The sequence below is a fragment of the Rhizobium sp. BK399 genome, assembly GCF_014194695.1.
GTDB lineage: Bacteria > Pseudomonadota > Alphaproteobacteria > Rhizobiales > Rhizobiaceae > Rhizobium.
This window is the reverse complement of the sequence record NZ_JACIAH010000011.1, coordinates 61,021-87,616: the sequence shown is the minus strand read 5'-3', so window position 1 is coordinate 87,616 and position 26,596 is coordinate 61,021. Positions and strand designations below refer to the sequence as shown.

Sequence of the window (26,596 nt, the reverse complement as noted above, 5' to 3'; positions counted from 1 at the left end):
TCCGTTTTTCCTATCGCATGACCCGGTTCAACAGCCAGGATCAGAGCCGTGGCAGTCGTCAGCAATAGATTGGCAGCCAGAAACAAACGGCACGCCCTTTGGATAGATAATTTGTCTCTCATCAAATACACCCCAAAGGACGACCTGAATATGAAACGTCTTCTCACGAATACCGTAAAAACTGTTGCTTCCGCTTTAGCGGTTTGCGTGGTGCTTTCCTCGGCTTCTTACGCAGGGCAGACAAGACACCACCATCTTTACACTACAAACGCGCCGAAGAAGCATTGCCGACAACTCTTTCTTTTCTGGAGAAGCTGCACCTACAGCTATGTTGGCGCCAATCAGGTCTCTAAAACCCGCGCGAAACTTCCAAATTCGGAAATTGCGGTGGGCTTCTATACGGGTAGCATTTTCGCCGATAGCACCGGACGACCCGCCCGCAAAAGCTCCTCTGCTCTCTGGGGTAGCACCTCCACCAACGTCGGGTTCTCTGGCGGTAGCACCTTCGGATCCACGCATGGCAGCGCAAGCGATGGTACGACAAGAGGCTCTCTCGCAGGGAACAGTGAGCAGCAGGGTGGAGGTGCCAGCAATCAGCCTTCTCGTGGGCAGGAGACAGCATCGTCGCCCCCTTCCTCACCATCGGGTGGTGGCGGCAGCACTGGCGGCTCGACGGGTGGCACCACTGACGGCAGCGGCCCCAGCGACAATACCGCGACTGGCCCCACTGGACCTGCGGATACTGGCCCAACCGGTGGCGGCCTAGGCCCAAGCACGCCAAGCGAAACAGATCCGAATGATGGCTCGGGCGAACCCACCAAGGGCCAGACGCCATCGACGCCAACCGACAGCGGTGACACCAAGCCAGGTCATGGCTATGGCGACGACAATCATGAGCACTCCGGCCCTCCGGGACAGGACAAGGATAAGAATGACAAGCCTGGGAAGAACAAGTGATGGAAAACAAATCACCGTTCGATCGCTGACGGCTTCAGATCATGCTCGACGCCAGCGCGCTGCAGCCGCCCAAGCAGCGCGCCATCAAGGAGTTGGTCGACAACGTCAGCAGCGGTGGCGTGATGATGTACGACGTCGAGCGCATCCGCCATTGGCTGTCGCATGGCGTGACCATCAGCAAGGTGATCGCGGAGCTGGAAGCCAGTGTCGACATCCTCAAGAAGCACGTTCCGAAGGGTGAGAAATGACCATCAAGTCGAACCCTGAACTATGGGCGGGCGCATAGCATCGGCCGTGAAAGCGAAAATTTGGCACATCTCGCGCTGAAAGACGAGGATCTGTCCGCTTGACTACTCTGCGGGGTCACGTACAGGAGCGCGCCGAAATTCAAGCGGGCTTTTGCCTGTCCAACGTCGGCACGCATGACTGAAGGAGCTCGGATGGTGAAATCCCAATAACCAGGCAATCTGGGACGCCTGAAGATCGTCCTCTAGGTAGCGGATCGCAAGATCACGGCGCATTTGGTCCAGGATTTCGCCAAAGCTTATCCCCTCCGCCGCCAATTTCCGAGCAAATGTCCTCTCGCTTAGACCAAGTCGCTTCGCGACGGCTTTTATGGTCGCCTCGGCATGCGGCAAGAGTGGCGCAATGTTGTTTTCCACGATAGTTCGAAAGCGGCTAGTGTTGGCCAGGCGGGCCGTCATCGCCTCGTCGCACATCTTCAATATCAGTTCGTTGAGAAATGGGTCGTCTCCAACGACAGGGAGCTCCAGTGTTCCGGCGTTGAAAATGATCTCATCCATTTCTGCATCGAACTCGACCTCACACCCAAACGTTCGCCTGATTTGACTCAGGTCGCCAGTTCGATGATGGATGAATCTCACCTTGTGTGGCGAAAGATCCCGTCCGACGAGTTTTCGGCACAAACGCAAGACGGCAAAGGCCAGCAATTCCATCTGGTGCCGGTCCCGATGACGCTGCACGCCGGCGTACGAGACTTCGATGGAGCATGCAGGCCTTTCCCCTAACCTCACGACGAGTGCCTCATTTCCAAGGCTTACGTACCTTGAGAGGCGTTTAAAAGCGTCACCTAGATCATGTGATGAGGCCGCCACGTAATAAAGCATCCCAAGTTCGCGCAGGTCGCACTCCTTGGCCAAGGTGAGACCTATCCACGCATTCTTCAAAGCGTAGCCCACCAACTCCAGGAACCGCATTTGCGCCGTAACATGAATTCGTTGGCGCTCCGCGATGGCCACGCTTGATAGACCAGACTGCAACAGAAGCGGCGCGACCTCCATTCCAGCGCGTTCCAGATGCCGAACTGCCAAACGCGTGGCAAGTCCCCATGCAGTAGGTCCGTTGATCAGGCTCTGAATATTAGCTTTACCCCGCCCAGCCATGGCGTTGTCCCCACCAAGCCAGATATTGCTACTATCTGTCGTGACACGCGCAATCTTCAACCAAGAGCGCTCACTTTTTTTCCAATTGTAATGTGGCAGCTTAGCGCAAACTAATGTCTGCACACGACAAGCCAAGCGCCTTTCCGCGCAATACAACCGCCACCAACAAGAAGACGCCGAATGGACACTCGCGCGACCGCGCGCTTGGTGACGAGTTGCTTCTGTCCTTGGAGCCATATGAGTTGGCCCCTCCCCGACCACCCACGTGGCGAGAATTCCTTCGTCAGTGAGGACGTTCGCCACAACAATCCAACAGATTTGGCTCCTGTATGGGAGACGTACGGCGTCGAACCAGCGAACTACGACAACCAAATCGATGGGCCGTTCTGGCAAGACCATTTTGACACAACCGATAGTCCGACTGCGCGGGCATACAAGCTTTTGCAGAAACTCGATCTTGGTCCGCCCCTCTCGGAAGCAGGTGCGCAGCCCCACCTGATTTCCATGAGGGCGCGTTTTCGGGTGACAACAGCAGATGGGTCAATGCGGGCGACCATCTTGCCCTTTCCCTTCTGCAGGCTCGGTTTATCGATTTGAGCCTCCCAATCGCAATAAAGAGAGGGTAGCGCGCAACGAAGCCAGCCGGGCCAAGAGCCAGGAATACGGGAAGCACGCCCCCGCTAAGGTCCTTGGGCGTGGCCACCAGTGGATCACCGGCGATGACGATTGGACAGCACGAACGTTTTGAGACGCAAATCTGTGCATTGGCCGGGGCGTTCGTGACGACCTCCCAGCGCCTAAGCCCGCAAATGAGCGATAGACAAATCTGTGTCCTGGCAGACACGGGCAAACAACTGGCATTCCAGAACAAGCGCCTTCGCTGCAACGACGCTAATACAACCTGAGTGCGAAGCAATCATGCTTCGAGCTAAAAGGAACAACGAACTATGAAGTCTCTCATTATAGCCACCGCCGCAATCACTCTTGCCGCCAGCTCTGCCTTTGCGCAGGCTACGATTGACAGTAAGCCCACCACATCCAACGGCTCGACCGTCGGCCGGTCGTCGTCGTCCTACACCGGCAACGGGGACTACATTGGCGGCAACGGTACATCTGGCGTCGACCAGACAACGGGGCCGGCATCCCGCCCTAACTTGATGCAATCCTATGGTGTGATGAACGGCAATGCCAATGGCTTGTCAAATGGCAACAACGGCAACGGCAGCCATCATTGAGGGTACGCGAGGGGGTAAGCCATTTCCCCCTCCACTCCTAAATAGCGCGAGGCATGAGCACTAACGTTTCCACGGGTTCGATGGAAGCTGATCAAGTATTCGTCTAGCTGCCACCGGTTGCTGCAGCGCGGTTGGCGGAAGGCCCCCATTGGAGCAGACGGATTTGTTCAAGCTTGCTGAAGTCACTGAAAGTGGCTCTTTCTGACAGATCCTTTCACTTTCGAGCAAGTCCATTGAGCCGCCCCACTTGCCGGTCCTGTGGCGCCATGCGCGCTCAATGCTGATAGCACGCCGCGTGAGCCTATGCGAAAACAGTACTTCGCTTCGTTGCGAGCAGAAAAACTATAGGCTCGAACGAGCCGTCGCTGAATTTCAAGTCCTTTGAGGTCGCAAGACCGGCTTAGGCGTTCCTAATTCGAATCAACGCATGGACGCACAACCTCGCGGTCTGAGTTAGCGAACGCGCGGCGCTCTCGCCACAAAACGTGACTTCATCTCTCCGATTGCCTTATCGGTCGCTGCGGCTTCCCGCACGACCGCGAACACCAGCCTCGCTCCAACTTTACCCCATAGATAGTCACATCAAATCTTTGCCGGCAAGCGGCCGCGCACAGATCCCCATCGCGGAGGCGATCTTGATGGAAGTTGCAATGCTCACAGGGGAGCGACTCCCCGTGGAGAGAGCGGCCCCTTGGTCCGCCCGTGATCGCAGCGTCTCGCCTTGAAATCATGATCCGCAGAATTTCGGGCGCCCCGCGCCCTTCGACCAACGCCATGAAGGCAACGCCCTGCCCCGGAGAGCATTCAATTGAGCGGTATCAAACTCAGCATCTGCATCCCGACCTACAATCGGGAAGCGTATCTGCGCAACGCACTCGAGCATTGCGAAACCTACGACTTCGACTTCCCCTACGAGATCGTAATTTCCGACAATGCCTCAACCGACAATACGGCTGAGGTCGTCGAAGAGTTCATCGCGAGGGGCCTTCCGATTCGCCTTTACCGTCGCGCAGTCAACGGTGGGCCGTACAAGAATATCGCGAGCTCGTTCCACCACGCGGTCGGTGAGTATTCGATCTATCTCGCCGACGACGACTTTCTCATTCCCGAGGGCGTCAAGGCGGCGGTCGCCTACCTCGATGCTAATTCCGACGTGTCCGCCTGCCACGCGCCCTGGTATCTCTACGACGAAATCAATGACCGCGACCTCACCACGTTCTACAAGGTCGATGAGGACACCAAATTCGGCCAACATGACTTCGTCGAAGTGTTTCAGTTCCTGTTCGAACGCCACATCTTCCCGGAAATTGCGATCTACCGCTCGTCGGCACTGCGCTCCGTGTGGGTTCCACGCGACTTTTGCTTCTGCTTCTTTCCCTATCTCGCTCATGTGCTCGACCAAAGCGGCGTGGCCTTCCTCAAGCAGCCGTTCTATCGCTCCGTCGTCGCCTCGAAGGTGGCCCCCGACCGCTCGCAGACGGGCAACGAGGAGGTTATGGTCGCCTGGGACAAGTATCGCGGCGGGCTCGAATACTTCCTGTACATGGCCGCCAAGCGCGGAAAGCTCAGCACGACGCCCGAGGCACGTGCGATCTACGAGGAAATGTGCAAGGTCTTCACGCTCAACCGCATGGCCGTCGCGGTTCGCTTCTGGGCGGTTCGCAAGGATTTCATCAAGGCCTACGAACTTTATACACGCATCGCGCTCGGAGGCATGGGCGATCACCCCGAAGTCGCGGCACTGCGCGAATCCTTCCCGATGCTGGTCGCCATGCAGACCCTCGCTTATCAGGTGACCGCAACCGCAGGCGTCGATCGGCTCATTCTCAGCGGCATGGCCGATCCGGCATTGATCACCGAACTGCTTCGCGATGTCGGTCTACCGCCGGAAATCGATGTCACCGCCGACCTCGACGACAATGATCCGATCGGGATCGAAAATACAATGATCTTCGCAGCCGATATGGCCCGCCGCGAGACATTCCTTGAGCGCGGCTACAAGCCCAACATGATCTTCATCGAGAGCGACTTGACGCAGCACATTCTCATCTAACGCCGGTCTGTGGCACAGTCGTCCAGAAACGGCTGGCCATCTGCATCCGCCGATATCACCGCGCCGGCGCGGCGTCCTGGACGCGCAGCTGAATGCGTCGTGAGCCCTGATAGTGGTCCGCGCCGAGAGAGCCGGCAACGTGCAGGCTGGCGCCCCTGGAATTCAGCAACAGGTTGCCCAGTTGCGTATCGGCAGCCCGAAATGCAATCCCGTCCAGCCGGGTGCCGTCCATGGCCTCGAGCGTCACTTTCACGTGCTTCTCGCCCACCAGGCGGGAGTCGCGAAGACGGTGGGCTGGAATCGCAAAGAGAGGCTGCGCGTGGCCAGAACCATAGGGGCCGGCTGTCTCGAGCCGATCGATCAGATCGAGGGTCGCGCCGCTGGCTGCAATCGCCCCGTCGATCTTCAACGTCTCGTTGGCGACGAGCGCCGCTACTGTCTTTTCGGCACGTTCATAAAAAAAGCTGCGTAGACGGCCGAGCTTGTCGCGCTCAACGGTGAGGCCGGCAGCCATGGCGTGGCCGCCGCCTTTGATCAGCAGGCCTTCGTCCACCGCTGCGCGCACCATCTTGCCCATGTCAAAGCCGTTGATCGAGCGGCCCGAGCCGGTGCCCTTGCCGGACGGGTCGAAAGCGATGGCAAAGGCCGGGCGTTTGAACTTTTCCTTGAGACGGGCTGCAATCAGGCCGACGATCCCAGGGTGCCACTTTTCATGCGCGGTGACGATCACCGAGGCGCCTGTGCCATCCCCGTATTCCGCCAGCGCCTCCGCCTCGGCTTCCTGGAGCATTGCCGCTTCCATCGCCTGCCGGTCACGGTTGAGCTCGTCCAATCGCTGGGCGATCGCCTCGGCCTCGCCCGTGTCGTCGAGAGTGAGCAGGCGGCTCCCGAGCGCAGCGTCGGCGATGCGTCCGCCGGCATTGATGCGCGGGCCGATCAGAAATCCGAAATGGTAGGGCGTTACAGGCCCGGCGAGACCGGCCTTGCGGAACAGCGCGGACAGGCCGGCATTGCCCTGATGTCGCGCGGCGATCAGCCCTTTGACCACGTAAGCGCGGTTCAGGCCCTTCAGCGGGACGACGTCGCAGACAGTCGCAAGCGCAACGATATCGAGCCATTGCAGCAGATCGATCGATTTGGCGCGCGGATCGCCAGCCTCTCGCAACAACCGCAGCGTCGCGACGAGAACCAGGAACACGACGCCAGCGGCGCAAAGATGTCCCTGCCCGGAGAGATCGTCCTCGCGGTTCGGATTGACCAGCGCGTGGCAACGCGGCAAATCGTGTGTCACCTGGTGGTGATCTATGACGACGACGTCGATATTGCGCCTGGCAGCTTCGGCCAATGCGTCGTGGCTTGTCGATCCACAATCAACGGTGACGATCAGCCGTGCGCCATTGTCGATCAGGCTGCCGATTGCCGCAGCGTTGGGGCCATAACCTTCAAAAACGCGATCCGGAATATAGATCTCAGCCTTGACGCCGAAGTGCTTGAAAAATCGGAACATCAGCGCCGACGACGATGCGCCGTCAACGTCGTAGTCACCGAAAATTGCAACCTGCTGCTGGCTTCGAATTGCCTCCATAAGCCGCCTGGCAGCCTTCTCACAATCCGTCAGCGTATAAGGATCAGGCATCAGGCCACGAAGGGTCGGATCAAGAAACTCCAGCGCTTCGTCAGCCGTGACGCCGCGTCCGGCGAGAACACGCGCAATGAGTTCAGGCAGCCCGTGCATCTGCGACATGGCGAGCGCCCGGTTCTGGCCGGCTTGATCGAGGCGCGCAATCCAGCGATTGTCCAACACGGACTTCTCGACGCCCAGAAACGCGCGCTGTACCGGATCGGCCGGAATCTCCATCTCGTCTGCTGCCCTCAACGCTTGTCACCGCCCCGAGACAGGGCGCGATATCGGCAGCTTTATGCGGCTTGGATCAGCCGCACAACGGTTTTGGACACCAGGCATGACGTTAGCTGTGGATGCACGCATCAGAGCTGCCGCCGGATTCGGCACGCCATAACGCCCGTGGAAGACTCAGTCTTCCTTCGGCCGCTCGATGCGGATCACCTGCGGCTCTCCGACATGGTAACCCTCGCCCTTGATTGCGGCGACCGCCTTGCGGACGGACTCTTCGGTTGTCGCATGCGTCACCATGATGATCGTCTGGTGATGCGACGGCGCCAGATGCTGCTTCGAACGCTGTACGATCGATTCCAGCGAGATCTGGTTTTCCGCCATGTGGGTGGCTACACTCGCGAACACGCCGGTGCGGTCGAGTACCGTCAGGCGAATGAAATATCCGCCTTCGTGGCTTTGCATCTGCGCCTTGCGATAGGGCTCCAGCGACTTGGCAGGATGGCAGAGAACGGGAACGCGCTGTGCGCCGGGTCGGCTCTTGGCGATGTCCGCGATGTCACCGAGCACCGACGAAGCCGTTGCGTTGCCGCCGGCGCCCGGGCCGACCATCAGCAACTCGCCGAGAACGTCCGACTCGATCGCAACCGCGTTCGTCACGCCATCGACCTGCGCAATCACAGAATCGACGGGCACCATGGTCGGATGCACGCGCTGCTCGATGCCGGTATCCGTGCGCTGCGCAACGCCGAGCAGCTTAATGCGGTAGCCGAGATCGGCTGCAGCGTGAATATCCTCGATCGAGATGTTGGTGATGCCTTCGAGATAGATATCGTCGGCAGCGATCTGGTTTCCGAAGGCAAGTGTCGTGAGAATCGAGAGCTTGTGGGCGGTGTCGTTGCCTTCAATATCGAAGGCCGGATCGGCTTCTGCATAGCCGAGGCGCTGTGCTTCCTTCAGGCAGTCGGCGAAGGACAGGCCCTCTTTCTCCATCTTCGTCAGGATGTAGTTGCAGGTGCCGTTCATGATCCCGTAGATGCGGGAGATCGTGTTACCGGTCAGTGACTCACGCAGCGCCTTGATGACAGGGATGCCGCCGGCAACGGCTGCTTCGAAGTTCAGCAACGCGCCCTTCTCTTCCGCGATCGTCGCCAGCTCGACGCCGTGATAGGCAAGCAGCGCCTTGTTCGCGGTCACCACATGGAGACCACGCTGCAGAGCCGCGCGCACGGAGCTGTTCGCGGAACCGTCGACTCCACCCATGAGTTCGACGAAAACGTCGATGTCGCCCTTCTCCGCCAGATCTTCCGGCCGGTCGAACCATTCGATGCCGCCAACATCGATGCCGCGGTCCTTGGTCTTGTCGCGGGCGGAAACTCCCGTAATCAGGATCGGGCGTCCGCACGTTGCGGCCAGCTCGTTGCTGCGCTGCTGAATGATACGGACAAGCGAAGCACCAACGGTACCCAAGCCCGCAATGCCGATTTTGAGGGCATCTGCCATGGATCGATCCTGAAATGTGTCATGAAGGGCAGCCGCCGAAGCGGCTGCCGTTGAGGGGATTATATCAGCGATGTGCGTTGAGCGAGATGACGTTGTGCATCGTCTCGTCTGCCGTCGACATGAACTTCTTGATGTTGCGGGCTGCCTGGCGAATACGGTGCTCGTTCTCGACGAGCGCCAGACGCACGTAGTCGTCGCCCATTTCGCCGAAACCGATGCCCGGCGCGACCGCCACGTCGGCTTTCTCGACGAGCAGCTTGGAGAACTCGAGCGAACCGAGGTGACGGAACTTTTCCGGGATCTTGGCCCAGGCAAACATCGTTGCTGCCGGCGGCGGCACCTCGAAGCCGGCCTTGCCGAAGGTATCCACCATGACGTCGCGGCGACGCTTGTAGACGTTGCGGACTTCCGCAATGTCGGAGCCGTCGCCGTTCAGCGCGTGCGTTGCCGCAACCTGGATCGGCGTAAACGCGCCGTAATCGAGGTAGGACTTGACGCGCGTCAGTGCCGCGATCAGGCGCTCGTTGCCGACGGCAAAGCCCATGCGCCAGCCCGGCATCGAGAAGGTCTTCGACATCGAGGTGAACTCGACGGTCACATCCATTGCGCCCGGAACTTCCAGCACCGACGGAGGTGGCTCGCCCTCGAAGTAGATCTCGGAGTAGGCAAGGTCGGACAAGACGATGATGTCGTGCTTCTTGGCGAAGGCGACGACGTCCTTGTAGAAGTCCAGCGTCGCCACAAAAGCCGTCGGGTTGGACGGATAGTTGAGGATCAGCGCCAGCGGCTTTGGAATCGAGTGACGAACCGCGCGCTCCAGCGGCGGGAAGAAGCTCTCGTCCGGCTCGACTGACATCGAGCGAATGACGCCGCCGGCCATCAGGAAGCCGAAGGCGTGAATCGGGTAAGTCGGGTTCGGGCAAAGAATCACGTCGCCTGGCGCCGTGATTGCCTGCGCCATGTTGGCGAAGCCTTCCTTGGAGCCCAGCGTCGCGACGACCTGCGTGTCCGGATTGAGCTTCACGCCGAAACGGCGCGCGTAGTAGGCGGCCTGCGCCCGGCGAAGGCCGGGAATGCCCTTGGACGACGAATAGCGGTGTGTGCGCGGATCCTGGACGACTTCGCAGAGCTTGTCGACGATCGCCTTCGGGGTCGGAAGGTCAGGGTTTCCCATGCCGAGATCGATGATATCGGCCCCGCCCGCTCGCGCGCTTGCTTTCAAACGGTTGACCTGTTCGAAAACGTAAGGCGGCAAACGCCGGACTTTGTGAAACTCTTCCATTTCTTTCCCCACGGAAATGCGGCCACCGCGGCCGCGCTCGAAGTTCGTCCTAAATTCCCGGCTGTTCGCGATACGAACTTCAGAATCACAAACGCCGTATTCATCAGACTTGCGTCACACGGCAATTCTTTGACAGAGAGCCGTGTAGGCCTTGCATTATCGGGAAAAATTCATCTTCCGCCACTGATGGAAGGCTTTGCTTCCAAATCGCAGCGAAGGCAAGGCCTAATTGGCGATTTCCGAGAGCGTATCGGCGCCGTGCTCGGCAGCCAGCTTGCGGAATTCCGCAACGCGACGCTGATACTCGGCTTCCGAGATCGTGCCGGCCTTGCGCTGGGCGGCGAGTGCCGTCAACTTCTGCTGGAGCCCGCCGGCCTCCTGATCGCTCATCTGGACGTTTGCGGCTGTTAGCGGCGCACCAAACCCGGGATAGCCGTCCTTGTAGTGCGACAGGCCGCTCACGGTCGGCGCCTCGCCCTTTGTCGCATTCATGACAACAGGGGTGGGCGCTGCCTGGCTGGCGCGGAAAGCGGCCTTTTCCTCAGGCGTCTGCAGGCATCCGGCAAGCGTCATGGCCGCGGCGGCGCTGATGAGCGCGATGCGGGTCACGTTTGCGATGATGCGGATGCCGTTTGTCGTCATGTGCCAGAGGTCCCAAATCCTGCGGTGCTTCGACTGTTAGATTCGTCGCAGCCACAAAGCAATAGCACGAGCAAGCGTCAGCGGAACTTGTTTTATCGATCTTTCCAGATGTACAACTCAATTTGCAGGAACATGCTGCCGCCGGAGGAAACGCGTGACCGACAGCAAGCAGGAAAACGGCAACAAGGCAAAGAACCCGGGCTTCAATGCAAAGGATCTAGATCCCTACCTGTTGAAAGATCCCGAGGCCATGGCGGTCAACTTCGCCCGTGCGCTCGAAAATCTCGGCAAGGCGGCAACTGCCTGGCTTGCGCCGCGCGAACGCGGCGAGATCGCTGAGAATGCGGCAGAGCCGATGACCGATATGGTCAAGACGCTCTCCAAGGTCACCGAGTACTGGATCGCCGATCCTCGCCGCACCTTCGAGGCGCAGACGCAGCTGATGAGCAGCTACTTCGGAATCTGGATGCGGTCGATGCAGCGCATGCAGGGCGAGACGCCGGCGGAAGAATCGGTCAGCAAGGACAAACGCTTTGCCGATGAGGACTGGCAAAAGAACCCGTTCTTCGAATTTCTAAAGCAGGTTTACCTGATCACCGCAGATTGGGCCGAGAAGATCGTCGCCGAAACCGACGGCCTCGACGAACATACGAAGCACAAGGCCGGCTTCTATGTGAAACAGATCACGGCCGCCCTTTCGCCGACCAACTTCGTCGCCACCAATCCGCAGCTTTATCGCGAAACGATTGCTACCAGCGGCGAAAACCTGGTTCGCGGCATGAAGATGCTCGCTGAGGATATCGTCGCCGGCCAAGGCGACCTCAGGCTTCGCCAGACAGACATGACCAAATTCGCCGTCGGCCGCGACATGGCGCTTACCGCAGGCAAGGTGATCGCCCAGAACGAGATCTGCCAGATCATTCAGTACGAGCCGACGACAGAGACGGTGCTGAAGCGCCCACTCCTCATCTGCCCACCGTGGATCAACAAGTTCTACATCCTCGATCTCAACCCGCAGAAATCGTTCATCAAATGGTGTGTCGACCAGGGACAGACCGTCTTCGTGATTTCCTGGGTCAATCCAGACGCCCGCCATGCGCAAAAAGACTGGGCCGCCTATGCGCGCGAGGGCATCGACTTTGCCCTCGATACGATCGAGAAGGCGACGGGCGAGAAGGAGGCGAACGCTGTTGGCTACTGTGTCGGCGGCACGCTGCTTGCCGCAACGCTGGCGCTGCATGCCAAGGAGAAGAACAAGCGGATCAAGACCGCCACCCTTTTCACGACGCAGGTGGATTTCACCTATGCCGGCGACCTCAAAGTCTTCGTCGACGAGGAACAGTTGGGACGGCTTGAAGCCCATATGGACGAGATCGGCTACCTCGACGGTTCGAAGATGGCAACCGCCTTCAACATGCTGCGGGCCTCGGAGCTGATCTGGCCCTACTTCGTCAACAATTACCTGAAGGGCCAGGATCCCATGCCCTTCGACCTGCTCTTCTGGAATGCCGATTCCACCCGCATGGCGGCAGCCAACCACGCCTTCTACCTGCGCAATTGCTACCTCAGGAACGCGTTGACCGCCAACGAGATGATCCTTGACGGCCACAAGCTGTCGCTCAAGGACGTCAAGATCCCGATCTACAACCTAGCAACCCGCGAGGATCATATCGCGCCGGCAAAATCGGTGTTTCTCGGCAGCCAGTTCTTCGGCGGCAAGGTCGATTTCGTGCTCGCGGGCTCCGGCCATATCGCCGGCGTCGTCAATCCGCCGGACAAGAAGAAATACCAATACTGGACCGGTGGCGCGGCAAAGGGCGACTACGATGCGTGGTTTACTGAAGCCGCCGAAAATGCCGGCTCGTGGTGGCCACACTGGCAGGCCTGGATCGAGGCCAAGGATGGCAAGCGCGTGCCCGCCCGGAAGCCGGGCGGTGCCGCGCTCAACGCCATCGAAGAGGCGCCGGGAAGCTATGTGATGGAGCGAGCCTAGGGTCGAGACCTTAACCCATCACTCCAGGAAGATCAGGCTGGCCGGCGATGGTGGCAGCGGCTTGAAAGCGACAACGCGGAACCCAGCCGATTCGGCCATGTCGGCAAGCTCTTGTTGCGTATAAGCGTCGCCTCTCGGCGTCGTGGCCAGCATGACCATGGCAAAAGCAGCCGGGAACTCCGGCGAGACGCGATCCTCGTTCGGAACGAACTCAACGATCCCGACCCGCCCTCCGGGAACCAGGTTCGCTCGCGCCTTCTTCAAAAGCGCGATGCAGCCGTCAACATCGAAGTGATGAAGGAAGTTCGGGAGTAGTATGAGGTCATAGCCGCCGCCCCAATCGACTTCGAACGCACTTCCAGCCTGGAAGGTGAACCGGTCCGCCACCCCCGCCTTCGTCGCATTCTCTTGGGTTACAGCAAGAACCGGTTTCCAATCGAGTGCAACCACGCGTGCCGACGCCGCCACCTTGACGATTTCGATCCCGAAGAACCCGGGGCCGGCAGCAATATCGAGCACCTTGCTTGGCGGCGTTGGCCACGTCGCGACATCCGATGCCAGGGCTTTTGCGCTTACGCCGGTGAACGCACCCATGGCGCGGGCAAACTTGACCCACACCGGATTGTCAGGGGCAACGTTCGCCAAGCCGACGGAACCGCCATTGCGGACATAGGCAGCCGGGTCGTCGAGCAGCAACGACACCATTTGTGGCGAGCCGAGGAAATCGATGGCAGCCCCCATATAGGCTGGCGAGCGCCGATCGAGAAAGACCTGGCTCGACGGCGTCAGCGCGTAATTGTCGCCGCCCTTCGTCAGGAAACCGGAAGTCACCAGAAAGTCGCACAGAATGCGCACTCCGCGCTCGGCGCAACCCAACTCCGACGCGAGCATCGCCGCGGTTTTACCGTCCCCGGCAAGTCTCGTGAAAACATCGAATTCGATGGCCGCCTTCATCGCGGCCGTTTTCCGAAATGCGAACATCGCCTCGACCAGCAAGGCCGGCGAGACCTCTTCATGAACCACTTGCGTCGAAGACATCGGCTTTTCCCTCCCAGCGTGGAGCTACGACGGGAAGGACATATAGCAGAATCCGCACTTCTCGGCACGTCATGAGAAGAGGGAGGCTTGCGCAAAAGAAGGCCGCGGCGATGCGCAAAGGGCCCCCGTTTCAATTTCGAACGGCTTGCGCGCTCCCGTAAAGGAATTGGTTACCATAATTCGTCATCCTACCAGGCAACCGGACATATTAGCGAGCCGCAATTTAGCCCTGATGCTCCTATACCGGCCCCGGCGAAGAAGATCAGTTAGTACCGCCGGCCCAGTAACGAGTTGTGAAAGACGAGTGTTATGGCGTTGGCGGTCGATGTGTTTAGCAGTAGCAGGCCCATAGGTACCCCCATTTCTCGTTTCGTTTCCGCTTTCCGCTTCCTTTCAGGTGCAGCTCTTATCGGTGCCGGGTTTGCCGCTTCAGCTTGGGTCGTCGCCACCGTCGCGACCATGCATATGGTCGCCCCGAGCGCGGGTCCGCTTGCCAACGCCGCGCTTGCACCCCTAGCCGTCACCAAGGCTGAGCCGACGCAGCGCCTCGTTCACGTCAAGAAATTCTCGAGGCTGCGCATGAGCACCGAGAGTGAACTGGCGCTGGCAAGGGGCGTTCGCGTGGCGACCCCGTCCGCAGCGCTCGCAGCAGCATTCGTCGGGCAGTCGGAGCCTCTTACCGTTTCTGAAGCCTCGCCGAACAAGCCGGCCATGATTGCGGCAGCAACAGCACCTGCCCAGCCGGCGCGGGCAAAGGATGACGCTGTTACGACGACACCTGTCGCCGTTGCCTCGGCTGATCGGATCATCATTCCCTCGAAGGCAGAGGTCGCGGCAGCCGAAGGCCCTGCCCTACTGGCGCTCGCCGCGCAACCCGAGGCCGTCATCAAGGGGCAGGTCCCGCCCGCCGCCCCCAAGCCTGGCCCGGTCGAGGTTGCAAGCCTTGCGCCGGCCGCGCAACCGGCTCCGGCCACAAGCCAGCCGTTCGATCTCGTGTTGAGCGGCAGCGACACGTCGATCCCTTTGCCGATGGCTCGGCCCGACGGCCTGAGCAAGCGCGCGACGCCTAGCGATCGCAGCGCTCCAGCAGAACCGGTACTCGCCTATGCCCGGCCGGATGCGGGCGCCTCGGATGATGACGAAGACGCGATGCCGACGGTAAAGAAGGGACTGTCTGCCCCGGTCGCGCGCAGCGGCGTCGCGGTGTACGACATTTCCGCCAACGTCGTCTACCTTCCGAACGGCGAACGCCTGGAGGCCCATTCCGGCCTCGGCAAGATGCGTGACAACCCGCGTTTCGTGCATGCCAAGAACCGCGGACCGACCCCACCGCACACGTACAATCTGACGATGCGTGAAAGCCTCTTCCACGGTGTCGAAGCGATCCGCCTCAACCCTGTCGGTGGCGCAGGCTACGTCTATAACCGCGTCGGTCTGCTCGCGCACACCTATATGCTCGGCGCCCGCGGCGACTCCAACGGTTGCGTATCCTTCAGGGATTACAAGCGCTTCCTCGCCGCCTTCAAGCGCGGCCAGATACGTCAGCTGGTTGTGGTCACCAGTATGCCGAACAAGCCGACTTCCACCTTCGCCTCGCTGTTTTCGTCCCGCTCCTGAGTAGGTCGTTATCAATAAAAGACATACTCGATTTTCCCCGTATTGATCGGCTATGCCATCATCCCCTCGTCCCGCCGCGGATACACCGCAAGGCGTTGCGGCGGGGCGGGAACGGCGCCGGATGTGGAAGAAGGACGTGAGCTTCCGCATCAGGGGTCCGCAGAAAATGGTCTCCCTCCGGGGACGGCGGCGTCCGCGCGAATGCGGCGCCGAGTTGAGCCTCGGACGTGCCTGTGTGGCACACATGGCCCCCTGAAGAAGCTTGGGCTTCCTCCGGCAAGGCTGCAGAGGGACCGGAGTTGCGGGCACAAACCGCCGAACGGGGCGCTGGGAAGCGCCATATTGTTTTTACTCCAGCGAGGCAATTTCCAGCGCCCCGTCCGAGTGACATGCAGGATCAAGCCACGGGCCGAAAGGATCGCGTGTAGGTTAGTGCTGCGGTCGGTTGAAAGGCCGGAGCGCAGGTTCAAAGCGACCGCGCAGCCAGAAATAATGTTCCACCCATTGATCGCGATGGACGAACCCGGCATAGCTGCATTATGTACCAGAATGACAATCGCTAAGGGCCTGCAATGGTGAATTATATCGAAGCCTCTTCCGCACCGTCGAAGAATACGGGCGCAATCAGGCTCTACGATTCCGAAGCTTTCGAGGGAATGCGCAAGGCTTGCCGCCTCACGGCGCGCTGCCTGGATGAGCTGGCCGCTGTCGTAAAGCCCGGCTTGGCGACCGATGCAATTGACCGTTTCGTCTTCGAGTTCGGCATGGACAACGGTGCTATTCCGGCGACCCTCAACTATCGCGGTTACACGAAATCGACCTGCACCTCGATCAACCATGTCGTCTGCCACGGTATTCCGGATGCCAAGCCGCTGCGCGAGGGCGATATCGTCAATATCGACGTCACCTATGTGGTCGATGGCTGGCACGGCGATTCAAGCCGGATGTATCCGGTCGGTACCATCAAACGCGCCGCAGAGCGGCTTCTTGAAGTGACTTACGAATCCCTGCTGCGCGGCATCGCGGCCGTTCGCCCTGGCGCTCGCACCGGTGCGATTGGGGAAGCCATTCAAACGTACGCCGAAGCCGAACGCTGTTCCGTCGTGCGCGATTTCTGCGGCCATGGTGTAGGCGCCCTCTTCCACGACTCCCCGAACATTCTACACTACGGGCGCGCCAGCGAGGGACCGGAGCTGCGTGAGGGCATGATCTTCACCATCGAGCCGATGATCAACCTCGGTCGTCCGCATGTGAAAGTGCTGGCCGACGGCTGGACCGCCGTCACGCGCGATCGCTCGCTTTCCGCGCAATACGAACACACGGTCGGCGTAACCGCCGATGGCTGCGAGATCTTCACGCTTTCTCCCGGCGGCCTTGACCGCCCCGGACTTCCGCCCTTGAACCGATGAGCGCTTGATGACGAAGGGTCCTGTTTCGCACTCCAACGACGCCGAACTGCCCTTCGCCACCAGCGACGGAAGCGATGAACGCTCTTTCTTTGCGGAGCAGGCCGCCAAGCCGACCTCGCTGGCGAAACAGGCCAACCTCCCTGCGCCGGTCGGCAAGGAAGAGCACTACCACGGACATCGGGAGCGGTTGCGCGACCGCTTTCGCGAGAATGGCGATACCGCACTTGCCGACTATGAGCTGCTCGAACTGCTGCTGTTCAGACTAATCCCGCGGCGCGACACCAAGCCGATCGCCAAGGCGCTGCTCGAGCGCTTCGGTTCGCTCGCGGCCGTCTTCGGCGCACCTCTGCCTCTGCTGCAGGAGGTAAAAGGCATCGGCGAGGCCGTGGCACTCGATCTGAAACTGATGTCGACTGTGGCGCAGCGAACCCTGAAGAGCGAACTTCGCGGCAAGCAGGTGCTCTCGTCCTGGTCGTCGGTCATCCAGTACTGCCACGCGGCGATGGCACATGAAACACGCGAGCAGTTCCGCATTCTGTTTCTCGACAAGCGCAATGCATTGATCGCCGACGAGGTCCAGGGACGCGGGACCGTCGATCATACGCCGGTTTATCCGCGCGAAGTCGTGCGGCGGGCGCTCGAGCTTTCCGCCACCGCCTTGATCTTGGTCCACAACCATCCTTCCGGGGATCCTACGCCGTCGCGCGCCGATATCGACATGACGAAGATGATTGTCGACACGGCAAAGCCGCTCGGGATCACGGTCCACGATCACATCATCATCGGCAAGGATGGCCATGCGAGCCTCAAGGGCCTGCGTCTGATTTAGGGCCCGGGCCGCTTCAGGTGCCAGTCAGGTTTGGGTGGCAAAGCGAGGACGCTGCAACCGTCCTGCTTCGAGACCTCCATGACCACGATCGCCCCCCGCCAATTTCCACGGTCCTGGAGACTTGCAGTACAATGTCTTGCGCTCCTCACGCTCACGATCGGCGGCTACGCCGTCTACCTGTTCGCGACCGACAATTTTCATAGCGTAGTCGCCGGCGAGGTCTACCGCTCGTCGCAGCCCTCCCCGCGGGCCATCGCGGAGTTCGAGAAGCGCTACGGGATCAAGACGATCATCAGCCTGCGTGGCGGCGTCAATACCCCCGTGTGGCAAGCCGAAGTCGCACAAGCGAAGTCGCTCGGTATCGAGCACATCGATTTTCCAATGTCCGCTTACAGGGAGCTTACTCCGGAGCAGGCGAAGGAATTGATCCAGGTCATGAAGGACGCTCCGAAACCCTTGTTGATCCATTGCCTGTCCGGTTCCGATCGCACCGGGCTTGCAGCAGCCCTGTACCTTGCGGCAATCAGCAAGACGAACGAACACGTGGCGGAGGGACAGATGTCGATTCTCTATGGCCATATTCCGCTTCCGATCAGCCGCGCTTTCGCGATGGATCGCACCTTCGAGAAGCTAGAACCCCTGCTTGGCTTCAGTGAATCCTGATATTCGCTCATAAAATATTCTGCAACATTGACCTGCTACCCGTGGACGCGCGACATACTGCGTCGCAAAAATGATTCCAGCTTAGCAATCGGGGCCAGGTGAATGTTCCAGTACGATCTCGTTGTTGTCGGTAGCGGTCCGGCAGGCCGCCGCGGCGCTATCCAGGCCGCCAAGCTCGGCAAGAAGGTACTGGTCATCGAGCAGGGCAAGCGTGTTGGCGGCGTTTCGGTGCATACTGGCACCATCCCCTCAAAGACGCTGCGCGAAACGGCGCTCAATCTCTCAGGTTGGCGCGAGCGGGGTTTCTACGGCCGATCCTACCGGGTGAAGGAGGAAATCAGCGCCGATGACCTTCGGCGGCGCCTGCTGATCACCCTTGATCACGAAGTCGAGGTGTTGGAGCACCAGTTCGCCCGAAACCGCGTGCAGCATATCAGGGGCAAAGCAAGCTTTGTCGACGCGTCGACGCTCGAAATCGTCAAGGACGACGGCGAGGTCGTCAAGGTCACCGGGGCTAGTGTCCTGCTTGCGGTCGGCACGAAACCGTTCCGCCCGGACTACATCCCGTTCGACAACAAGACGGTACTCGACAGCGACGAACTGCTCGATATCGGAGAGCTGCCGCGCTCGATGGCTGTCATCGGCGCCGGCGTCATCGGCATTGAATATGCCACGATCTTCAGCGCCCTGGATACCGCGGTCACAGTCATCGATCCCAAAACGACGATGCTCGACTTCATCGACCGGGAAATCGTCGAAGACTTCACCTATCAGCTGCGCGATCGCAACATGAAGATCCTGCTCGGCACCAAAGCCGACAAGGTAACGCGCCTGGACAACGGCAAGGTAGAACTAAAGCTCGACAATGGTCGCCACTTGGTGACTGACATGGTTCTGTTTGCTGCCGGACGTCTGGGGGCGACCGACACACTCAATCTACCGGCTGCCGGGCTGGAAGCCGACAGCCGCGGTCGCCTTAAGGTCAATCCGGAAACCTTCCAGACTTCGGTACCGAACATCTATGCCGCAGGCGATGTCGTCGGCTTCCCGAGCCTCGCGTCCACATCGATGGAACAGGGTCGCATCGCCGCCCGCGTTGCGATCGGCGCGGTCGCAAAGGAGCCGCCAAAATACTTCCCTTACGGCATCTACGCCGTGCCTGAGATTTCCACCTGCGGCTTGACCGAGGAAGAAATGAAGGAGCGCGGCATTCCCTATGAATGCGGCATTGCGCGCTTCCGCGAGACGTCGCGCGGTCATATCATGGGCCTCGATACGGGGCTTCTGAAGCTCATCTTTTCGCTGAAGACGCGCCGGCTGCTTGGCGTGCACATCGTCGGCGAAGGGGCGACCGAGCTGGTGCACATCGGCCAGGCCGTGCTAAACCTCAAGGGCACGGTTGAGTATTTTGTGGAAAATACGTTCAACTATCCGACTCTCGCCGAAGCCTACAAGATCGCCGGTCTTGATGCATGGAACCGGATGGGCGACATCAAATCGGAGCTTTGACAGCTAGCCATCAAGCTCTACCGCAAATCTTTGGCGATTTATCAAATAAAAACAGAATGATAGTAGCGTATAAAAATCCGTTCGGCCTGACTTATTTGTGTCAGATAGTCCCCGTAAAACCTTCCCTTGTATAATCCACCGCGTCTGGTAGCGTCCATTTTCGGGGATTTCTCTTACCAGCGAGTGACCGTGCAAGATCTGCCAAAGACTGCCGAACGGAATTTCCAGCTCATCCTGATCAAGCCGTCGCATTACGACGACGACGGCTATGTGATCCGGTGGTGGCGGGCGATGATCCCCTCCAATTCCCTGGCCGCGATTTACGGGATCGCCTCCGACTGCGCAGAACGCGAGGTGCTGGGGCCAGGGGTCAAGATCGAGATCACGGTCATCGACGAGACCAACACGCGGGTCGACACTCCGGCGCTGCTGAAACGACTCGCTCAACACGACAATTTCGGGATGGTTGCGCTGGTCGGTGTTCAGTCGAACCAGTATCCCCGGGCGCTGGACATCGCGCGCCCTTTCCGCAAGGCCGGAGTTCCGGTTTCGATGGGCGGCTTTCACGTGTCGGGGTGCCTCGCCATGCTCGACGGCAAGGCCGTCGGCCTCGATGCCTGTCGCGAGATGGGTATCTCGATGTTTGCCGGAGAGGCTGAAGGACGCCTGGAACGCGTGCTGCAGGATGCGGCCAGCGGCCAGCTTGAGCCACTCTACAATTTCATGAACGACCTGCCGAGCATCGAAGGTGCGGCCGTTCCCTTCCTGCCGAAAACCAATGTGGCGCAGACGCTCGGCCTCAGCACCAGCTTCGACGCCGGACGCGGCTGCCCCTACCAATGCTCTTTCTGCACCATCATCAATGTGCAAGGCCGCAAATCACGCTTCCGCTCGGCCGACGATGTCGAAAAACTGGTGCGGATGAACTGGGCGCAAGGCATCCACAAGTTCTTCATCACCGACGATAATTTCGCCCGCAACAGAGATTGGGAGGCAATCTTCGATCGCTTGATCGAGCTCCGGGAGAAGGACGGCATTCCACTTGGATTGATGATCCAGGTTGACACCCTCTGCCACAAGATCCCCAACTTCATCGAAAAATCCAAGCGCGCCGGCGTTACGCGCGTCTTCATCGGGCTTGAAAATGTAAACCCTGATAACCTGACCGCGGCCAAGAAGAACCAGAACAAAATCACTGAGTACCGGAAAATGTTGCTTGCCTGGAAGGCGCAAGGCATCATGACATTAGCCGGATACATTCTTGGCTTCCCGGCAGACACGCCAGAGACGATTCGACGCGACATCGCGATCATCCAGCACGAACTGCCGCTTGATGTCATCGAATTCTTCGTGCTGACGCCACTGCCGGGCTCCGAAGACCACCAGACTCTATGGAAGAAGGGCGTCGAGATGGACGCCGACCTCAATATTTATGACGTCGAGCACGTCTGCACGGCGCATCCGAAGATGACCAAGCAGGAATGGGAAGACATCTACCAGGAGGCCTGGTCGCTCTACTATTCGCCAGAGCACATGAAGACGCTGCTGCGCCGGGCCGTTGCCACGGGTGTGCCGCTCGCCAGTCTCGTAAAGGTCCTTGTGTCGTTCGCCACGACTGTACCATTGGAAAACGTGCATCCATTGCAGAGCGGCCTTCTACGGCTCAAGCATCCCTCGGAACGGCGGCCCGATCTGCCACGCGAAAGCGCTGTAATCTTTTGGCCGCGCTTCGTCTGGGAAACGGTCACCAAGCACCTGTCGCTAGGTGCAACCATTGCCAAGCTTGCAGTCAGCGCCTTCTTCATCGCACGAGACAAAAAGTCGAAGACCTATATGGACCAAGCACTGACACCGGTCGGTGACCATGAGGATGAGACGCTTGAACTCTTCACGAAGACAGCGGGCGGGCGAGCTGCGGTCTCCCACATTCACAAGGTCGCGGAATTAACCCACGCCCACAAGGTGCGCCCGGCCGTCTGAGGCCGAGCGCCACCGTCGACAGCCCAAGAACGGACGGTTATATCTGTGCCGCGGAGATCGTTGCTATGTTGAGTAGCGACGCAGCTTGAAGCGTGTCAAGGAACTCTACGCACTCAATCACCTTGCCGTTCTCGAAGGTCATCTTGTCCATGACCTCGGTATCGAACTTGGTAGTACCGTGCGGCATCTGCCCCCTACGATGGACCAGCGCCACATTGCCATCGACATGGATGTCGAGGATCTCAAGCGCCGTCATATCCCAAGTGTCGATGAAATGCCGCATCGTCGCGCGAAGTGCAGCACTGCCGACAACCGGCTCGGTGAGCGGCGCCAAATACCGACTTCCGGCCGCGCGGAAAATGCAGTTGTCACCGAGGAATGACATAAGGACATCAAGGTCCCCCTGATGTCGCGCCTCGAAAATCTGCCTTGTCAGGTCTTTCAAGTCTGCGCCGGAAGTCATCGTCAATCCCTCCCCTGCCAGCAATACGCAGCTTGCATCCGAACATTCTAAAATGCAACCAGATGGTGCGCCTCAAGCGCAGACCGGATAAGCGGTGACCTGAAAGCAACATGCGGCCTGGAGAATAAAAAAGCCCCGCACAAGGCGGGGCTTTCTGTAAGTTCATTTGGCCGAAGATTACTCGGCGCTGTCCTCGGAAGCCTTCTTCTTCGGAGCGGCCTTCTTCTTCGGAGCGGCGGCTTCTTCGCCTTCGGAAGCCTCAGCCTTGGCAGCTGCCTTCTTCTTCGGAGCAGCCTTCTTGGTTTCCTTCTCCGAGCCTTCGCCTTCTTCGTCGGCGAGAAGCTCTTCCTTGGTGACCTTCTTGTCCGTAACGTCGATCTCGGTCAGCAGGTGGTCGATGACCTTTTCTTCGAAGATCGGTGCGCGGATAGAGGCGGCTGCACCCGGCTGGCTACGGAAGAAGTCGAGGATCTGCTTTTCCTGGCCCGGATACTGACGCAGCTGCTCGTAGATGGCGCGCTGCATTTCGTCTTCGCTCACTTCAACGCCGGCCTTTTCGCCGATTTCGGAGAGAACGAGGCCGAGGCGAACGCGGCGTTCAGCAAGCTTCTTATATTCTTCGCGAGCCTTCTCTTCGGTCGTGTCTTCGTCTTCGAAGGTCTTGCCGGACTGAGCGAGGTCGTTGGCGACCTGGTTCCAGATGCCGTTGTATTCTGCTTCGACGAGCGAGGCAGGCGTCTCGAACTTATACATCTCGTCCAGCTGGTCGAGGATCTGGCGCTTGACCTTCTGGCGGGTCATCGACCCGTACTGCGATTCGATCTGGCCGCGGACGATTTCCTTCAGGCGGTCAGCAGACTCAAGGCCGAGCTTCTTTGCCAGTTCGTCGTTGATTTCAACGTCGGCCGGAGCTGCAACATCCTTGACGGTGACGTCGAAGGTTGCTTCCTGGCCAGCCAGGTTCTTGGCCGGGTAGTCAGCCGGGAACGTGACGGTGATAGTCTTCTCGTCACCAGCCTTCGTGCCGACCAGCTGGTCTTCGAAGCCCGGGATGAAACGGCCGGAGCCGAGAACCAGTTCGGCGCCCTGATCGGTGCCGCCTTCGAAGGCAACACCGTCGACCTTGCCGAGGTAGTCCATGGTGATGCGGTCGCCGTCGGCAGCCTTGCCCTTCTTGGTTTCGTAAGAACGGGCGCTTTCGGCAACCTTGAGAACCTGCTCGTTGACTTCCTCGTCGGAGATATCAACGACTTCGCGGGTGATCTTGACGCCCTTGACGGACTTCAGCTCGATCGGCGGCAGAACTTCATAGGAAAGCGTGAACTCGAAATCCTTCTGCGCAGCCAGGATCAGTTCTGCTTCGTCCTTGTCTTCCGTCATCGCGATTTCAGGCTGCGTCGCGGACTTTTCGCCGCGCTCCGCCAAGATGGCAGTCGGCTGTTCGCGAACGATCTCGTTGACGAGGTCGGCCATGATCGACTTACCGTAGACCTTCTTGAGGTGAGCGGCCGGAACCTTGCCCGGACGGAAGCCGTTGATGCGGACCTTGTCCTTCACGTCGGCAAGACGCTCGTTCATCTTGACTTCCATGTCCTTGGCCGGGATTACGACCTTGATTTCGCGCTTCAGCCCTTCAGCGAGCGTTTCGATAACCTGCATGTCTTCCTACCTCATTTCGTGGCGGCCGTGCCCAGACGCCGTTCGTTTCGATGAGCACGACGCCGGAAAGTTGCCGAGCGTGGCTTGTTCTCAATTCTTATTCATTCCACCCAAGGCGGAACGGCGCTTGCTTCCGGGTATCGAGGGACACCGGTTTCGGTCCCCCCGCCTGCAAGCCAGCTTTTGGTGCGGGTAGAGAGACTTGAACTCCCACGCCTTGCGGCACCAGAACCTAAATCTGGCGTGTCTACCAATTTCACCATACCCGCGTTCTCAAAAACCGCATGCATATGCCTGCACATGAGGCCTTCCGGAGCGCGGCGTCTCTATATCACCCGATTTGGGAGAGGCAAAGGAAAAATGAAGAGCAAATGACAGTGTTTTTGCCCGCACGAGCAGGCCTCCACACCCATTTGGCCTCTATTCAATAAAGAGGCTCGTCGTAAGCGGGCTTGCCGTCGACAAGCAGGCTGCGGATCTGCGGCGTTCCGTCGGACGCCACACGAACGGCAATGGATACATCACCATCTTGGCGAGCCCGCTCGAGGGCCGTCCCCTGCCCTTCGGGAACGTAGTAGCGTTCGATCCCGTACTCAACGCGAAGATGATCGGCGGAACTGGGACCGTAGCTGTAGAAAGGTCTGGTGTGCAAAACGACAGTCCCCGCCTGCTCCGGCAAAGGCGCGAACGATGATTCGACAATGCCCCAGAAGCCCCCTTCACCAGGCTTCAAGCGCACCCAGAGGCTCTTGCTACCCTGATCCTGCGGCACACCACCAATGATCGAGGCGACCGGGACCGAGGATATGTCGTAGTTCAGCACCACGTAGTCGCCGCGCAGAAAGTCGCGCGGATCGACCGGCGCAGTCTTTAGAAGAATATCGGCGCCGCTACGCAAAATCGAAGCACGACTCTCAATGACGTACCCCAGCACCGCCGTCTGCAGAGCGGCAACAATGACTGCGGCGACAATGTAGCGGCGCCCTGAGCCTTGCATTGAAAAGACGCTCATACGCTTGCCCCCTGCGTTCTCGATGCAAATCGCCGCTCAAGCCGAATGACGATCCATGCCACGACAGCAACGAAAAGCCCCGAGAACAAGAAGAGGCTGGATGTACCGAGAATCGATCCGACCGTCACCGACGCAAGATAGAGCATCTCCACCGCAAACATGGTGTAACCCAGATAGCGCACCGCGCCGTTGTCGCGGCCCTGGAGCCCGATCGCAAGAATCGCGGCGCCGAGCGTCACCACCGCCAATGTTACGAACTGCCAGCCATGCTCGAGTTCGACGTGCAGGAAGAACAAGCCAATCACTGCCACGAGGAACGCGTAGAACGCGGGCGCGGAACCGGCGCTTCTGACGAGTGCAGAAAGACGCGGCAGCGGCAGGCTGACGACCACGAAAGCCAGCATGCCGGCAACAAAATAGACGAGCGCAAGCCAGAAATTTTCGTTGACCGCATAGATCCAAGTCAGCCAGCCGACAAGCAGCAGATATGCCAGATGCCGCACGCGGCCTGCACCGGTGAAGCGCACAAGGCCAATGACAACCACCGCCATCAACGGCACGACCCAAGGATCAAGACCGACCCACCGGGTATCGTAGGTGTCGAGATAGGCGGCAAAGCTGCCCCACGACAAAAACCCCGCCACCGCAGCGACGACGCCCGAACGGAACAGAATCGCCGAAACCACGGCAATGACGAACCAGAGATACATCACCGTCAACTCGTCGCCCGACAGATGATACATCTGCCCGACCAGCGAAATCGCCCCGCCGAAGGATAGGGTGCCAATCACCAGCAACCCGCTTGCCGCCGCGATCGCACCACGCCTCAACATGGCGGCCGCGCCGAGATGCACGGTCCAGATAACCGCAACGATGACTACCAGGCGCACGAGGCGCGGGATGGCGTCCCAGTTCGAAGCCACGACAAGCAGGATCGCCGCGCCGAGCAGGATTGCGGCAAGGATCATCAACACCTTGCCGAGGCTGAAGCTTGCCGGACGGGCATCATATTCCCCCAACAGCGCTCCTGCGGTCGCTTCCGGCAAAAGCCCTTTTTCCACCCAAACTGAAAGATCTCGCTCCAGTCGACCGCGGTACATGCCCTACTCCACCAAACACGCAATGACGCGCTTTCTCCTTACTTTATAGCCGTTGATTGAGCAGGAGGGAAATATTCCCATATGAATTCCTCATTGTACAAATTAGGCGCGCGCCTTAACCGATCGATAACGTCAAATCGCTAATATATGCTCCATACTCGCAGCCATGCACTTGATGCATGGGCAGCATGAGAATATTGCACTGCAAAATCGAGATCGGCCATCCTATATGCTTGATCATAAGACAGGGAATGGCGTCCTTGCCCGGATTTCCGGAAGCCTGCGAAGATGATCTTCGTAACGAGATTCGGAGCAGCGCACTCCTCCTCCCAGCGCCCTCCGATAGACTGGCAACACTCCTCCTCCCAGTTGTCAGTCACTCTAATGACGCCCACCG

Annotated in this window: 21 protein-coding genes and 1 tRNA gene; 11 read left to right on the top strand and 11 right to left on the bottom strand. The window is 59.4% G+C overall.

The genetic code is table 11. The features are described from left to right. Nucleotides 1–387: 387 nt before the first annotated feature. Both FHT97_RS21255 and FHT97_RS21250 read left to right on the top strand, forming a co-directional pair. Entirely contained in the window at nt 388–957 is a 570-nt protein-coding gene (locus FHT97_RS21255) for a hypothetical protein (protein WP_183864166.1), read from the top strand. A gap of 41 nt (nt 958–998) precedes the next feature. After that, nucleotides 999–1,205: a hypothetical protein gene (locus tag FHT97_RS21250; protein ID WP_183864165.1), complete on the top strand. Its 207-nt coding sequence runs from the start codon at nt 999–1,001 to the stop codon at nt 1,203–1,205. 102 nt (nt 1,206–1,307) lie between these two features. Here the strand turns inward: FHT97_RS21250 and FHT97_RS21245 are convergent, their stop codons facing one another. After that, nucleotides 1,308–2,420 carry an AraC family transcriptional regulator gene (locus FHT97_RS21245; protein ID WP_246712712.1) on the bottom strand — a complete coding sequence of 371 codons (1,113 nt, stop codon included), beginning with the start codon at nt 2,418–2,420 and terminating at the stop codon, nt 1,308–1,310. An 887-nt stretch (nt 2,421–3,307) separates the two neighbouring features. On the opposite strand from FHT97_RS21245, the gene FHT97_RS21240 reads away from it, so the two are divergent. Further along, nucleotides 3,308–3,595, top strand: a complete 288-nt coding sequence (locus FHT97_RS21240; protein ID WP_183756959.1) for a hypothetical protein — start codon at nt 3,308–3,310, stop codon at nt 3,593–3,595. Between the two features lie 808 nt (nt 3,596–4,403). After that, nucleotides 4,404–5,648 (top strand): glycosyltransferase family 2 protein, encoded by a 1,245-nt coding sequence (locus tag FHT97_RS21235; RefSeq protein ID WP_183864164.1) that lies wholly within the window; start codon nt 4,404–4,406, stop codon nt 5,646–5,648. A gap of 55 nt (nt 5,649–5,703) precedes the next feature. Here the strand turns inward: FHT97_RS21235 and recJ are convergent, their stop codons facing one another. The 4 genes from recJ to FHT97_RS21215 form a co-directional block, all read right to left on the bottom strand. After that, nucleotides 5,704–7,506 (bottom strand): single-stranded-DNA-specific exonuclease RecJ, encoded by a 1,803-nt coding sequence (recJ, locus tag FHT97_RS21230; protein ID WP_183864222.1) that lies wholly within the window; start codon nt 7,504–7,506, stop codon nt 5,704–5,706. A gap of 174 nt (nt 7,507–7,680) precedes the next feature. Then, the gene (locus FHT97_RS21225) at nt 7,681–9,003 is read right to left on the bottom strand and encodes a homoserine dehydrogenase (RefSeq protein WP_183864163.1); all 1,323 of its coding nucleotides are present in this window, start codon (nt 9,001–9,003) and stop codon (nt 7,681–7,683) included. A 64-nt stretch (nt 9,004–9,067) separates the two neighbouring features. Next, entirely contained in the window at nt 9,068–10,285 is a 1,218-nt protein-coding gene (locus FHT97_RS21220; RefSeq protein WP_016553794.1) for an LL-diaminopimelate aminotransferase, read from the bottom strand. Nucleotides 10,286–10,510: 225 nt separating this feature from the next. Further along, nucleotides 10,511–10,927, bottom strand: coding sequence for a hypothetical protein (locus FHT97_RS21215; RefSeq protein WP_183756963.1), 417 nt, complete (start codon nt 10,925–10,927; stop codon nt 10,511–10,513). Between the two features lie 154 nt (nt 10,928–11,081). On the opposite strand from FHT97_RS21215, the gene phaC reads away from it, so the two are divergent. Continuing rightward, nucleotides 11,082–12,920, top strand: coding sequence for a class I poly(R)-hydroxyalkanoic acid synthase (phaC, locus tag FHT97_RS21210; RefSeq protein WP_183864162.1), 1,839 nt, complete (start codon nt 11,082–11,084; stop codon nt 12,918–12,920). Between the two features lie 18 nt (nt 12,921–12,938). Here phaC and FHT97_RS21205 read toward each other — a convergent pair whose 3' ends face one another. Next, nucleotides 12,939–13,958 (bottom strand): class I SAM-dependent methyltransferase, encoded by a 1,020-nt coding sequence (locus FHT97_RS21205; RefSeq protein WP_183864161.1) that lies wholly within the window; start codon nt 13,956–13,958, stop codon nt 12,939–12,941. Between the two features lie 327 nt (nt 13,959–14,285). Here FHT97_RS21205 and FHT97_RS21200 point away from each other — a divergent pair, with 327 nt between their 5' ends. From FHT97_RS21200 to FHT97_RS21175, 6 genes are all read left to right on the top strand, one after another. Beyond that, nucleotides 14,286–15,575: a tlde1 domain-containing protein gene (locus tag FHT97_RS21200; RefSeq protein WP_348649627.1), complete on the top strand. Its 1,290-nt coding sequence runs from the start codon at nt 14,286–14,288 to the stop codon at nt 15,573–15,575. A gap of 572 nt (nt 15,576–16,147) precedes the next feature. Next, nucleotides 16,148–16,984 (top strand): type I methionyl aminopeptidase, encoded by an 837-nt coding sequence (gene map / locus FHT97_RS21195; protein WP_183864159.1) that lies wholly within the window; start codon nt 16,148–16,150, stop codon nt 16,982–16,984. 7 nt (nt 16,985–16,991) lie between these two features. Continuing rightward, entirely contained in the window at nt 16,992–17,813 is an 822-nt protein-coding gene (radC, locus tag FHT97_RS21190; RefSeq protein WP_183864158.1) for a DNA repair protein RadC, read from the top strand. 78 nt (nt 17,814–17,891) lie between these two features. After that, nucleotides 17,892–18,476: a tyrosine-protein phosphatase gene (locus FHT97_RS21185; protein WP_183756969.1), complete on the top strand. Its 585-nt coding sequence runs from the start codon at nt 17,892–17,894 to the stop codon at nt 18,474–18,476. 102 nt (nt 18,477–18,578) lie between these two features. After that, a complete protein-coding gene (gene sthA, locus FHT97_RS21180; protein WP_183864157.1) occupies nt 18,579–19,985 on the top strand; it encodes a Si-specific NAD(P)(+) transhydrogenase in 1,407 nt (468 codons plus the stop codon). A gap of 189 nt (nt 19,986–20,174) precedes the next feature. Next, nucleotides 20,175–21,965, top strand: coding sequence for a radical SAM protein (locus FHT97_RS21175; protein WP_183864156.1), 1,791 nt, complete (start codon nt 20,175–20,177; stop codon nt 21,963–21,965). Between the two features lie 37 nt (nt 21,966–22,002). On the opposite strand, the gene FHT97_RS21170 is transcribed toward FHT97_RS21175, so the two are convergent. From FHT97_RS21170 to FHT97_RS21150, 5 genes are all read right to left on the bottom strand, one after another. Further along, on the bottom strand, nt 22,003–22,428 hold the full coding sequence (locus FHT97_RS21170) for a nuclear transport factor 2 family protein (protein WP_183864155.1): 426 nt from the start codon (nt 22,426–22,428) through the stop codon (nt 22,003–22,005). A gap of 177 nt (nt 22,429–22,605) precedes the next feature. After that, nucleotides 22,606–24,087, bottom strand: a complete 1,482-nt coding sequence (gene tig, locus FHT97_RS21165) for a trigger factor (RefSeq protein ID WP_183864154.1) — start codon at nt 24,085–24,087, stop codon at nt 22,606–22,608. A 184-nt stretch (nt 24,088–24,271) separates the two neighbouring features. Continuing rightward, nucleotides 24,272–24,356, bottom strand: a tRNA-Leu gene (locus FHT97_RS21160). A 155-nt stretch (nt 24,357–24,511) separates the two neighbouring features. Further along, nucleotides 24,512–25,099, bottom strand: a complete 588-nt coding sequence (locus tag FHT97_RS21155; RefSeq protein WP_183756973.1) for a GDYXXLXY domain-containing protein — start codon at nt 25,097–25,099, stop codon at nt 24,512–24,514. Next, on the bottom strand, nt 25,096–26,199 hold the full coding sequence (locus tag FHT97_RS21150; protein WP_183864153.1) for a DUF2157 domain-containing protein: 1,104 nt from the start codon (nt 26,197–26,199) through the stop codon (nt 25,096–25,098). The genes FHT97_RS21155 and FHT97_RS21150 overlap by 4 nt, the downstream gene beginning before the upstream one ends. Nucleotides 26,200–26,596 lie beyond the last annotated feature (397 nt).

What these genes read in the sequence shown, in the direction of transcription:
- FHT97_RS21250 (WP_183864165.1), top strand. Translation starts at nt 999, where the DNA reads ATGCTCGACGCCAGCGCGCTGCAGCCGCCCAAGCAGCGCGCCATCAAG.
- FHT97_RS21240 (WP_183756959.1), top strand. Translation starts at nt 3,308, where the DNA reads ATGAAGTCTCTCATTATAGCCACCGCCGCAATCACTCTTGCCGCCAGC.
- recJ (WP_183864222.1), bottom strand. Translation starts at nt 7,506, where the DNA reads ATGGAGATTCCGGCCGATCCGGTACAGCGCGCGTTTCTGGGCGTCGAG.
- FHT97_RS21225 (WP_183864163.1), bottom strand. Translation starts at nt 9,003, where the DNA reads ATGGCAGATGCCCTCAAAATCGGCATTGCGGGCTTGGGTACCGTTGGT.
- FHT97_RS21220 (WP_016553794.1), bottom strand. Translation starts at nt 10,285, where the DNA reads ATGGAAGAGTTTCACAAAGTCCGGCGTTTGCCGCCTTACGTTTTCGAA.
- FHT97_RS21215 (WP_183756963.1), bottom strand. Translation starts at nt 10,927, where the DNA reads ATGACGACAAACGGCATCCGCATCATCGCAAACGTGACCCGCATCGCG.
- FHT97_RS21205 (WP_183864161.1), bottom strand. Translation starts at nt 13,958, where the DNA reads ATGTCTTCGACGCAAGTGGTTCATGAAGAGGTCTCGCCGGCCTTGCTG.
- map (WP_183864159.1), top strand. Translation starts at nt 16,148, where the DNA reads ATGGTGAATTATATCGAAGCCTCTTCCGCACCGTCGAAGAATACGGGC.
- radC (WP_183864158.1), top strand. Translation starts at nt 16,992, where the DNA reads ATGACGAAGGGTCCTGTTTCGCACTCCAACGACGCCGAACTGCCCTTC.
- FHT97_RS21185 (WP_183756969.1), top strand. Translation starts at nt 17,892, where the DNA reads ATGACCACGATCGCCCCCCGCCAATTTCCACGGTCCTGGAGACTTGCA.
- sthA (WP_183864157.1), top strand. Translation starts at nt 18,579, where the DNA reads ATGTTCCAGTACGATCTCGTTGTTGTCGGTAGCGGTCCGGCAGGCCGC.
- FHT97_RS21170 (WP_183864155.1), bottom strand. Translation starts at nt 22,428, where the DNA reads ATGACTTCCGGCGCAGACTTGAAAGACCTGACAAGGCAGATTTTCGAG.
- tig (WP_183864154.1), bottom strand. Translation starts at nt 24,087, where the DNA reads ATGCAGGTTATCGAAACGCTCGCTGAAGGGCTGAAGCGCGAAATCAAG.
- FHT97_RS21155 (WP_183756973.1), bottom strand. Translation starts at nt 25,099, where the DNA reads ATGAGCGTCTTTTCAATGCAAGGCTCAGGGCGCCGCTACATTGTCGCC.
- FHT97_RS21150 (WP_183864153.1), bottom strand. Translation starts at nt 26,199, where the DNA reads ATGTACCGCGGTCGACTGGAGCGAGATCTTTCAGTTTGGGTGGAAAAA.